We start from the raw sequence: 12,266 nt of genomic DNA on the forward strand, positions 1-12,266 counted from the left end.
AAATTAAAAAACTTCTTTATGTTAAGTGTCATAAAGAAGTTTTTTTTTAGCTTTAAATATTCTTAAATCAGCTCATTTTTAAATTGTTAAGAAATACATCCTGCAAAACAGCCGTAAAGTAAGCATCATGCGCATAGGTGTTATTTTCAATGAAAGACTGGCTAAAATTACTTACTGAAGAACTTCCAAACGTAAGAGTAAGCTCTGGAGTATCATTATTTTTAAAAAATAATTTAATAGAACCAGACCAATCCCCTGGCTGATTTGAGATCCATTTTAAGAAAAGTTCTGTTATAGTAGCATTTATAGATCCCGATATGTAAACCTCTATTTGCCTATCAGAACTATCACTTGAACTATATCCTGATGAAAAATTATAATCAAATTGACTTAGCTCAAATTTTTGGTTTGTATTCTTATCTTCATTTAAAACAAATTCTATTCGGTCTATTACATTGTTTTGTTGCATAATAATGGGTTTAAATTATAAGGTTTTTTCTATTTCAGTTTGTAATTGGGTTACTGTTAAAGCGCTTTTTAGTCCTTTTGAAACATCTATAACTACAGAAAGTACATCGTCTTTTAAAGTATATTCATTTGTATTCTCTAGACTAAAATTAATTACTGATGCCACTTCTCTAAAAGCTTCTTTAGCCAATTTATCTTCAGCTATTTTAGAGAGTGTTTCTTTTAAAAGTAACAATACTTTTGAAGCATAAAATTTATCTAAATCTTCAGGCGTTTCTTCGTATTTATAAACAATAGAAATTTCTTTATCAAATGTTTTATTAAGATCTAATTCCAACTCTTTAATCTCTTTTTTTAACTGAAGAAGTGTCGGTATGTCACTAGTATCTGGAGTGAATGGAATTTTCCCATCAGATAGTAAATGGATGTATTTATTGAATTTCACTAGAGAAATCGAAGAAATAGCATGAGACTGCACATATTGCAATTCTGGATTATTATCATACCAATTTCCAAGAAGTATTATATTTTTACTAGTATCATAATTTATAAAGTAACCAGATACATTCCCCGCAGTCGTGCTTATTATAACTTTGGGCATATTAGGCTTCTCTTTAGTTCGCTCTTGGTCTGCAATCTCTTGAAGTATTTTTATAACCTGACTAATCTCTAAAACAGGTAACTGCAACATTGTATTAAAATCCATAATTATATTTTTTATATAACAAATATGGATTACTAAGAAAGAATTTTAGTAACTGTTTTCAGTGATATTTTAGAATAAGGAATAAGATATATGTACGTAGATTTTCATAGGTTTTCGTAACATTTAATATTCATCCAACTGTAACTCCTTTAGTTGAATATTACTATTTTCATTTATAAATTGAAATGTTCCTTTACCAGTTACTTGCTGTGAAAAAATAACAACATCCTCTCCGTGAGAAACACCAAAATCTAAGTCGAAGGAAAGCGTTGCGCTATTAAAAGTGAAGGTTTTATCAGTTAAGTTTACAGCTACATTTATTGGGTTTAATGCTATGTCATACATATTTGGAGCATAATTTCCTAAATCCATATCAACTAATAATTTAGACCACGAAGCATGGTTTTCTACTATGCTTTCTACTAGCTTATCTTGTATGCTTTTTATTGTCATCTTCTGATAATTTTTAAAGTATTATTTTACCAATACGTACCTACTAAAAATGTCATTCTTATAAATGCAATCACACTTTTTGAAGTTAATTCTAAAGGCTCTTTTAATTCAGTTACTTCATTATCATCTACAAATACAACAAAAAGCCCATCTTTAAAAGCTAACAATACATTGTCTATAGCTTGTTGCAAGTTAGCTTGATCTGTATTTGATATATCGCCAAAATCCACTTTCCCACTTTGCGCTTGTTCTTGAATTTCTGATGGACTCAAAAAGCCAACTACATTAACTTCTAATCGTTTTTTATTAAACGCATCAACTTGGTTTTTCACACAAGAGATTAATAGTTCTTCTAAATTATTGGGTGTTTTAGAAAGTGTAATTGGGACTTGTTTGATCTTTTTTTTGCCTAGTTTTTTTAGCTGAAGTGTTAATTCCATTTTTTATAGTTTTTTGCGTAAAAGCTGTCGTGAGAAAGTATAAAATTTTGCCACAAAAGCATACCCCACCGAAGTGGGGAAACACTCTTATAATTATATGATTAACTATTTATTTGTGCCAAAATAGTTGGATCTTGTATTTTATTATCTTCGGACAGTAATTTCATTTTAGATATGATCTCAGCAGATTTCGGATCATCGTCTACAAATGGTAAAAACATACGTCCTCGATGCTGACTATGAACAGGGATAATAGATAAAGATAGACCGTGTTTACTAACTTGTCCGCTTCCCAAATGGATGCTATATTCGCCAAGTTTCCCTTTTATAAAAATGTGTCGCTCTTTAACAGTTACATTTTTAAGCTTGAATAATCTTGCTGACTCTTCTGCTAGAACCGCACGCATCTGCATCGTACTATGACTCGCCTCAGGATCTACACCACCAACGTGAGCAACACTTACCACAAGATCTATATCTCGCATAATCTCACTAAATACCACGGAAGGAATTTCCGAAAGCGGGATAATTTGATAATCATCTATAGAATGAAAACAGATGTCTTCGAGTGTTGGAGCTTCTATATCTGAAGGAGAGTACCAATCAGCCATTGCATACATAGTGGCGATAAAACCTCGCTTATGAAATACCTTCTGCAATCCATCTTCCATACTCACCGTCCAACCGCGACCCCTTAAAAGCGCCACCGTTTTTTTAGGTTGAATTTGGTGACCTTGATAGCGTTCCGACCTATTACTATTTTCGCGCTCATCATCTGTAATTATATATAATTCTCTAAATACCTGTTTAAAGGGCTGTACAATACGCTCAGCAAAAAGGTACTTTTGATATACATCCCACTCCACTGCTTTGTATAAATGAGAAGCATGCATAATTTGCAATGTATCATTCTCTTCTAATAGATGTGTTTTCCCAGTAACAGCTACTAAACTTCCGTCTTTATAAAATCCTGAAAATTCTTTTTCTGGGGCGAATAAAACCAACTTACTAAGCATCTTTTTTACGATAGGATGCTGCATCATATTATGAATCTCAAGAGCGGTAAATTTGTCTTCGTTTACCATTGCATTCTCAAGAGATAAACGCGTTCTACTGTATTGTCGAGAAAGATAGTTTTTGCTCTCTTTTAACGCTAAAACTTGTTTATCTTTTCTATATTTTGCTGGAATTGACTTAAGAGATTTACCAGCTTTATTTACCTTAATTACAGTTTTGCCAAGGTCATTAATTGCTAATTCTATTTCTGTTTCATCAATAGTAATGACTGCATTTTTCATGATATCTTGGGTGGCTTTGGTTTCCATAGCCCAATTAAAGCGCACCCGATCTTGGTAACCTGCATTTCTGGATAAATTATCTAAAGCAATTTCTACTGCTGCAAGTTCACTTTCTTGACGTTGAGCACCAAACTGTTTACTTTCTCTCAAAAACTCTTGTAAAAGGTTGTATCGTTTAAGTAAATCTTTTTCTGGAACAGTTTTACTGAGTGGAATTAAACCTAAAGCACGAACATAATCTTTATCGCGTTTGTCTTTAATCTTCTTTAGCGTTTCAGTAATTTTTACCTCGCCTAGCATTACGCTAGAATAAAGTTTTACTTGTCTATGCCCATTTCCATCTGTAATATATTTGGCAGCATCATGAAGTATTTTCCAGTTCGCTTTACCTAAACTAGTGTATACTTTATTAAACCAATCTATATCTATTGCACCTAGGGCAAAATCAGATTTTGGGATATTAGAGTATCTTGAAATAATGGTTTCCTTTTCACTATTCATATAATCTGAAGCGTGTGCTTGAAACCACCATACGGCATTTTCTAATTTTTCTAATCCTAAATATTCTCCTACTATACCTGCCCATTGTGTGGCGTAGCAAGCAAGTTCTATTAAACGTTTTTTTGGTAGATTAGCTTCATCTGCTAATGTGGCAAAATCTAAATAACTTTCAGCATCACTAAAGGTGCTCTTTTTAAGCATAGCACTAAACTTAGACTTTTTACTGTCTCCATAGTAACTATAACCACGCTCAAAATTTTCTTTTCCTAAACGCTCTAAAATTCTAAAAACATATGCTACACCTTCTACCTTGTTAATAGCATTAATATACTCCGAGGCTGGAGTTGCCAAATCTCCTCGCTCTAATTCTGTATCTAATAAATTAGCTTTTAAACTTGCAAATACTTGCTTAGGGACACTTCCTCTTTCTATCCTTTTATAATTCATCCTATAATTGAAGCCGCCATCAATGATTGTCATTAATTCATTAGAATATAATGCCTGTAACAATAGATCGTCTTCGTTAATTAAACCTTGTTTATAGAGTTTTAAAGTGACAAAAAGGTTTGGAAGTATAAGTTTGTTAGATCTATTTTTCTCGTTGGTAATAATTTTTACATCTGAAATACTATCAGGGTAACCAACATATTGTGCCATTAAATACACATATATTCCCCAATACCTTTCGAGCTGTTCGTGAGAAAGTAACTCTAAATCTGGCTCATTTATATATCCTGAATACGAAACTATTACAGTTGACCAATACTTGACTTCAGTATAATAGCTCCCATTAGATTCGAACTTATATAGCTTATATTTTTCAGGAAAATTAGCAACCATATCTTCAAACATATCTAATTTAAAGGATACAATTGTTTTTCTGTCTACATAAACATCAAATAAACGATTTAAAATAGTGAGGTATAATCTAGACTTCGAAGAATACTTATCCTTGTCATCAAGATTTAACGCTTCTAAACCAGGAATATATTGTTTTATAAAAGGCTCTAAATCTTTATAAAATCCATAAGGAGCATCTTTACTGTTGATGTAATTTATAGCAGCATATAATTCAAAATCATTTAATTTACTCTCCTCATACCATGAGATCCATAAATTTGCTAAAGGAATATTGTTCAGATATTCTAAGGCTGTTGCATCACGATCTAAGTCTTTTATATCACGAATTCCTTTTTCTAAATATATCGTTTGTATTTCCCCTTGATATCCCGCTACCTGATATTCGAAGTTTCTATTTTCATGAACGATATCAATTAATCTATTAACGGTGGTAACTATTTTTTTTACGTCAATAAAGTCTTTAAAAATAAAACTTGAAGATTGCGATGTAGAAATTCCCAATTTATCAAGAAAACTATTCTTCCGTTCAAAACGAGATTGTGGATGGTATAGCGGACTTAAATTATCATAATCTACTGCTCCAAAACCATTACTAAAGTTATATTCTTCGGTATTATTAGAAAGTTTATCTAAATATACTTGCTCATTTTTAGTGATTTTAGGTCGTTTTCTATAAATATCTACTTGTTGCTCAATAAAATCTGGTTGTCTATTATTATCGTGTAAAAGGGTTAATATTTCTAACCCTGCTAAACGTTGCTCTACACTTTTTGAGGTCACCAAGTTTGTAGTACTTCCCTTTAAACGATCTACCGGTAATTCTATTAATAATTGAATCAATGAGGTGCGTAAACCCTTGTTCTTACGTCTTAATAAATCTTCGGCGATATGTAAATCTTCATCATAAAGATGCATTTTACTAAACAAGTTAAGTCCAGTAGTCATTAGCAGTTCATTCCTATTGTAAATTGCCTTTCTTGCTAATGTTCTCTTCCATGAATTTTGATCGAAATTTAAACGTTCCTTTTTTGCTGACTTTTGATTGTAATTATAAAATGAATAACTATAATGTTTAGGAAAAACTTTACGGATATAACTTTCTCTAAATTCTGTTGGCAGCTCTTCTAAATCATCAGCCATAGATTCTAGCTGCTGCTCTGTAGCTCCATTAATAAGAAACTGATAAAAATAATATGGACTAGGAGTAAAACTCCACCAAGAGAATATTTTAGTTTCGAACTTTTTCCCGCTTTCTGAAACGTTTTTAGCTACGGTTAATAATCGTTCAAAAGTATCATTCTCTAAAGTAGTTGGAGGTAAATTTACAAGCATCCAGTGATCTAAAGCTGGATCTTTCCCCAATTCATTCACAAAATAATTTACCAAAGAATCGTTTGTGCGTTCTGTTGTACTCATAAAGTACAAAGCAAGAATCTTTTTGTCTCTACTCTCAGAATTATAAACAATCTCTAATGCTTGTTCATTGGCACGATCTACATCCAATATTCCTATTGACCATAAACCAACAAAAATTTCTAAATTATCTTTACTTTTTAATAAAAGACCTACGTCTTTTATATTTAAAATATGAGATTCAGCGAGTTCTAAAATACGATTTATTGATGCTTTTTTTGGAGTTTCCCAATGCAAGCCAAACCACATAGAAACAGCTCTAATCACACTACTAAAACGTGTAAGGTCATTTTTTAAAACAACACCAATCATGTACTTAAGCGCACTAAGACCTGTTTCGTCTAAGGTTTCTAAAATTGTTTGCCTTAATCCTTCCTGACGTTGCGCTGCTAGTAATAAATTAGCGACCAACTCCCAATGTTTTTCTTCTTCTGAAAGTAATAACGCATGAATAATATCCTTGCTTACTCCTCCTATTTCATCTTCCCCTTGAAGAATATCATTCAATAACTCATCAAATAAACCTCCTGAATTATGAAGAACAGCAGCAAAAAAATAGCTATTACTTTGAGGAAAGTAAGTGCTGTATTGAAAATGTTCCTGCAATGAAAGTCCTCCAAATCCTAAACGACTATTTTTTAAAAATCTAATAAAATAGTTTATTTTATTTACTAAAACCTCTTTTGTAGGTTTTGATCTAAACGCTTTTCTATCATACCCCTTTTGGTAAGGTAACGTATTGATAAAATCCCACATCGAAGCTAGGTAAGGCGCTTGTATTACACCATATAACTGAATCCCCAATCTCATGCCTTCTTCGGTTGCCCAAGGATTTACAGTTAGGTAATCGTCAAATTCTTCTATAAAATCCTTTACATAATACCTTGAATCCTCATCTTTTTCAATACACCCTAAAATTTTACCTAGAATATTATAAGGTCTTGAAAACCGACCGAATTCAAATCTATCAACATCAGGTTTTTGATGTTTTCTTACGTATTTATTAGCTTCTTCTTCTGGAATCATAATTTTTGTTCCTTTTAATATATTGTAACTGCTCTTTGTTTATTATTTCAATAGAGATAACTCTAAAACTTATTTATAACCATTCAGTATCAATTCCCATTTCTATAAACTCATCGTAAATAGCATCTTTTGCATAACATAATGTTGCCTTTTTAAGATTGGGGAAATGCACCATATCATCACTACTTATAATATCCCATTCATCTTCCCACCCGCCAGAAAAACGAATCAAATTTATATAAATATCATTTCCTCCATCCTGATAGATTTCTGTAACCTCCGAAGCAAACCGTTTTGGAATTTGCAAGTCTTTAAAATATTGGGTAACCTCAGCAATTTGGTCGTACCCCTCCTCTTCAATATCTATTTCTCTGTGAGGATACCATTTTACAAATTCATACAAATCAAATTTCGGTTGTAACAATCCTTTTTCATACATCAGTACTTGAATAATCGCTACTTTAAATCCAAAATCAACAAAAGGAATAATCTCTTCATTTAATTCTTTAATAGTGTATAAATCTTTAGGAATTCCATCACTCCGATTGTAAGGCTTATATTCACTAATTTCTATAGCATCAATAGCGTTTTCCCCCACATAAAACCAAGCACTAATATTATTTAATACCAAAGCACCACTATCATCACCTTCAAATAGTTTTACATGCTCTTCCTTATAAGTTTCATAGTAATTGGTAATTTCCCTATTGTTGAAGTAAAATATGCCTGTAAATGTTTCTTTAGGACTAAATTTAAAGGTTTCTGAAGTTAATTCTATTGCTATAGACTCCACCAATTCTCCATTCTTAGAATGTGCTATCACCCCCAATTCGTCCCACGTAAAAATTGTATTATACTTTGCTTTATGCCTAATACAAGTGCTCTTTAAAATGTCTTTCAATTGATTTATTCCAATAGGAAACTCTACGGAAACCGAATTAATTTGAAAATCATTTGAAGTTAGCTGTAATACCATTTTTAGCAATATTTTAATTTTTAATTATAAAGACTCCCGTGTCTTATAGCAATTAGCATAGGTTTCAAAATTAACTTCACCATAATTTTATCTTGAAAAATAAGATTATATTCTATATCCAAATATAAGTGATCTTCATTTTATATGCCAAGCACGATTACAAAGATGGATACTTATGTTTAAAATTTACTAACTGTTTTCAGTGATATTATAATTCCATAAACCCAAATGTTGAAAATCATAAATCGAAGAAGAGTTCATAGCAAATAAAAAATCGGATTACTTCAATAGCTTTTAAATAACTAGTAGAAGAAATCCGACTCCCGAAAAATACTTTCTTTTATTTTAACTTACTATGTATCGAATAATCCGCTTTCAATTCCATATTTCACAGCTCCTGTAGTAGTTTTAGAACCTGTTTTTAGTAATATATTCTTACGGTGTGTTTCCACAGTATTTACAGATATAAAAAGCTTTTCGGAAATCTCTTTAGAAGTAAGCTCTTGAGATAGTAATTCCAACACTTCTTTTTCTCTTTTAGAAAGCTCTATATCTTTATACTTTTTTCTTTCAAATACACTTTCCATATATTTTTGCTTAATACTTTCTGAAAAATATTGTTGCCCATCAATTACAGTTTTCACTGCTTTCTGAAGTTCCTCTTTACTAGTAAATTTAGGTACAAATCCATCCGCCTTTTTCTGAATAATTTTATAAATTGTACGATGATTATCTAACATACTTAAGATTATCACTTTTGGAGGATTGCTCTTTTTCTTCAGTTCCGTTAACAGTTCCAATCCATCCATTTTCGGCATATTTATATCACTAATTACTATATCTATGGTAAACTGATCTAAAAGACGTAATACTTGTTTTCCTTCAGTAGCAATATGGATTTCGTTTACTCCTTCTATTTCAGCTAAAATGGTATTTAGACCTTCTAAAAACATTAAATGGTCGTCGGCTATTATTAGGTTTATCTGTTTCATTATCAATATTATTAAAAAGGAAAATTAATAGTTATAGAAGTACCGTGTTGAGGAGAGCTATCTATACTAATATCTCCATCTCTCTTTTGTACACGCTCCTTGATATTTCGGAGTCCTATACCTTGTTTATTGTTTGTCTTAAATCCTGAACCATTATCACTCACTACCAAATTTAAATACGCATCGTGCTTTGTTAATTGTACTTCTACATCTGTAGCATTGGCATGCTTTAGAATATTATTAACCAACTCCTGAATAATGCGATATGTATCTGCTAATAAAGAATCTGATAGGTCGTCTATTTCTTCTTCTGGATATAAAAAGGTTGTAATAGAAAGTGAGCTATTGCTTTTAATTTGCGTTAAGGTTTCTTTTAAAAAACTACTAAATCCAATTTTAGAAAACGGTAAAGGATGTAATTGGTGCGAAAGTGAACGGATATCTTTACATGAATTCCCTATAGCCTCTAATAAACGTTTAGCTTTAGGTTCCGATTTATGGTCTTCCAAATAATGTTCAAAACCAATTTTAATACTTGCTAAATCACTCCCAATTCCATCATGAATTTCTCTTGCTAAACGCGATCTTTCCTCTTGCTGTCCTTCTTGATATTTTTCAATTACAGAAAGCTTATGATCTTTAACCAATTCTGTAATCTCTTTCTTGGCATTTTCTTCTTTTTGATATGTTAACTGTTGCTGAACCTTCATCCTTTTTAAATAAGAATAACGCAGTAGAATTAATACCCCAATTAATAGTATACATCCAATAATAAAAATATTACGCACCATACGTTGCTTATCTAAATCTAAAGCTGTTTTTTCTAAACTCAATGCTGTTTTCTCTAGCTCTGTTTCATTAAGTTTTTTCTCTTTCTCTAATAACTTAATTCGAGTTTCTTTTAATTCCGTTTCATAACGCTCTTGGAGGTTCGCAACATATTTTTCTTTATCAACAGAATTAATGTCATCAGAAACAATTATCCCTTTTTTGTAATAAAATAATGCTTGCCTGTAATTACCAACATCACTATATAAGTCAGAAAGATTTTTGTAGAATTGAGAATTATAAGAAGCCAGAGATTTATCTTTTCCTATTTTTAAAGACCTCTCAAAATAGGATATAGCTTCTTTGGTATTTCCTAATTTACTATGACACAATCCTAAATCATTTAAAACAATGGCTTTATCCGATATAAAATTTAATTCTTCTAATAAATCTAATGTTTCATTAAGTTTAGGAATAGCCTCCGCATATTTTTCTTGCTCCACCAATAATTGAGCAACATTTATCTTAACATAAGCAATTGCGGCCTTATTCCCTTCTTTTTCTCTATAATCTAAAACGGTTTTATAGTGTTTCAACGCTTCATCGTAGCGTTCTTGCTCCTTTAAAATATTAGCATAATTAAAAAGTGTAACTAATACTCCATCATCATCTCCTAATTCTCTGTATAGGTTTGCAGCTCTATCCAAATTATTAGCTGCTTTAGTGTAGTCTTTTTGTAGGATGTATAGCGTTGCTATATTTTGATAAGCATTGGCTTGTTGCTGTTTATCATTCGTTTTTTCAGCATAATCTAAACATAGTAAAAAGTTATCCATTGCTTCAGGATACCGCCCTAAATTCTTATACCCCAATCCTAAAATATTATAACATGCAGCTAAGCCATTAATCATATTCTTAGCTTTTAACAATGCAATAGCCTTTGGCGCCTCTGTTACTACTTGTTTATAATTACCAGTAATATTACCGAGATTTGATAAAGAATAATAAGCTTGAGCCTGTTTTATAGAATCCTTTGACTTAATACTTAAAGCTAGCCACTCGTGCACAGCTTTTTCAGCTTTTATGGGAGTGGTATTTAACTCTGACCTATAAACAGAAATAAGAGAATCGATTGAACTATTTTCTTGAGCTACGCTATATTTAATACATAGCAAGCAATAGGTGGCTAAAAGTAGGTGTTTTATACGCATATTCTATACAAAAATAGCGCTTTTCCATGTCTTGTATGACATAGTATTTATTAATTTCTCTGATTCCAAGCAGAACCAAAAACAATATAGTAACCAAAATCATTATTAGACCAAGCAACATCAAGTCCCATTCGTATTTTAAATTTCCTAGCTATTAGATATCGTATCCCTGTACCATAACTATAAATAAGGGAAGCATCTTTAAAATTTGTATTCTCTTCTATAGCTTTTGCCAATCCTCCAAACGCAACTCCACTCCATCTTTTTGTAAAATCATAACGCTGTTCACTTTCAAATACAAAAGTATTTTCTCCTTGATATCTAGCCATAGGCACACCCCGTAATTGCACTCCTGGTTTGGCGTAGAAAGGAGAGTCACCAAATTGCATATCTGCATGAACTCTAAAACCACTAATCCATCTACTAGTTACAGAAATATATTTTAGGGCTATAATTTCTAAATTCTGAAAATTATAATCACTCCCAGTCCATGTTCCATTTAAATGAAAATTTGTATTCATATAAAACCCTCTGTCTGGGGTAAAAACATTATCACGGTGATCATACTCAACAATTACACCTGGACTACTTATGATGCTTGAAAAATCTTTATCTTTAACAAAGGAAGGAAGTTTATCAAATTCAAAAGTGGGATCTATATTATTTTTCACAAATAGATATTCAAACCCGACATAAAAATTAGAATGTTTTACTTGTTTTAAAATAGAGCCCCCAAATGCATATGAGCTAAAATTAAAACCAAACTTCTTTTCTCCAACGATAGGAAGCGTTCTATAAAAATCTAGATTAACAGAACCATAACCTAATGCTGCTGTGTATTTAAACTTGTATTTAGGTACATATCCCATACGAAAACCACCTACAAGAAAAGAATTATTAGCCGTGTAAGCAGCTAATAAAGTAGTTACATTTGGAGGTGTATACCGATCTTTCTCTGGATGCTTATTTGGTTTTATAAAAACAGGTGTTATTGCGGCTCCAATTCCCCCTAAAGCAGGTTCTGTTATCGGTTGAATTAAAGGAATAAAACCTGATGGATTTGATAAGAAATCGCTGAAGTCGACTTTATTATCTAGCGAATCTCGAAAAACTCGCTTTTTCTGCTTGTCTTGAGAATAACTAGAGAGCACTG

9 protein-coding genes are annotated in these 12,266 nt (G+C 31.7%); all 9 read right to left on the reverse strand.

All coding sequences use genetic code 11. From position 1 onward, the window contains the following. Positions 1-67: 67 nt before the first annotated feature. Positions 68-469 carry a hypothetical protein gene (locus JM658_RS12715; protein ID WP_236959653.1) on the reverse strand — a complete coding sequence of 134 codons (402 nt, stop codon included), beginning with the start codon at positions 467-469 and terminating at the stop codon, positions 68-70. 15 nt (positions 470-484) lie between these two features. Beyond that, complete coding sequence (locus tag JM658_RS12720) at positions 485-1,174, reverse strand: hypothetical protein (protein ID WP_236959654.1); 690 nt, start codon at positions 1,172-1,174, stop codon at positions 485-487. 123 nt (positions 1,175-1,297) lie between these two features. After that, positions 1,298-1,627, reverse strand: coding sequence for a hypothetical protein (locus tag JM658_RS12725; protein ID WP_236959655.1), 330 nt, complete (start codon positions 1,625-1,627; stop codon positions 1,298-1,300). 26 nt (positions 1,628-1,653) lie between these two features. Continuing rightward, positions 1,654-2,067, reverse strand: coding sequence for a hypothetical protein (locus JM658_RS12730; protein WP_236959656.1), 414 nt, complete (start codon positions 2,065-2,067; stop codon positions 1,654-1,656). A gap of 101 nt (positions 2,068-2,168) precedes the next feature. Then, positions 2,169-7,166: a DUF4132 domain-containing protein gene (locus tag JM658_RS12735; RefSeq protein WP_236959657.1), complete on the reverse strand. Its 4,998-nt coding sequence runs from the start codon at positions 7,164-7,166 to the stop codon at positions 2,169-2,171. Between the two features lie 73 nt (positions 7,167-7,239). After that, on the reverse strand, positions 7,240-8,142 hold the full coding sequence (locus JM658_RS12740; RefSeq protein ID WP_236959658.1) for a DUF6892 domain-containing protein: 903 nt from the start codon (positions 8,140-8,142) through the stop codon (positions 7,240-7,242). A gap of 353 nt (positions 8,143-8,495) precedes the next feature. Continuing rightward, positions 8,496-9,134, reverse strand: a complete 639-nt coding sequence (locus tag JM658_RS12745) for a response regulator transcription factor (RefSeq protein WP_236959659.1) — start codon at positions 9,132-9,134, stop codon at positions 8,496-8,498. 11 nt (positions 9,135-9,145) lie between these two features. After that, the gene (locus tag JM658_RS12750; RefSeq protein ID WP_236959660.1) at positions 9,146-11,113 is read right to left on the reverse strand and encodes an ATP-binding protein; all 1,968 of its coding nucleotides are present in this window, start codon (positions 11,111-11,113) and stop codon (positions 9,146-9,148) included. Positions 11,114-11,163: 50 nt separating this feature from the next. Next, complete coding sequence (locus JM658_RS12755; protein ID WP_236959661.1) at positions 11,164-12,264, reverse strand: BamA/TamA family outer membrane protein; 1,101 nt, start codon at positions 12,262-12,264, stop codon at positions 11,164-11,166. Positions 12,265-12,266 lie beyond the last annotated feature (2 nt).

The organism is Joostella atrarenae, assembly GCF_021764745.1.
Classification (GTDB): domain Bacteria; phylum Bacteroidota; class Bacteroidia; order Flavobacteriales; family Flavobacteriaceae; genus Galbibacter; species Galbibacter atrarenae.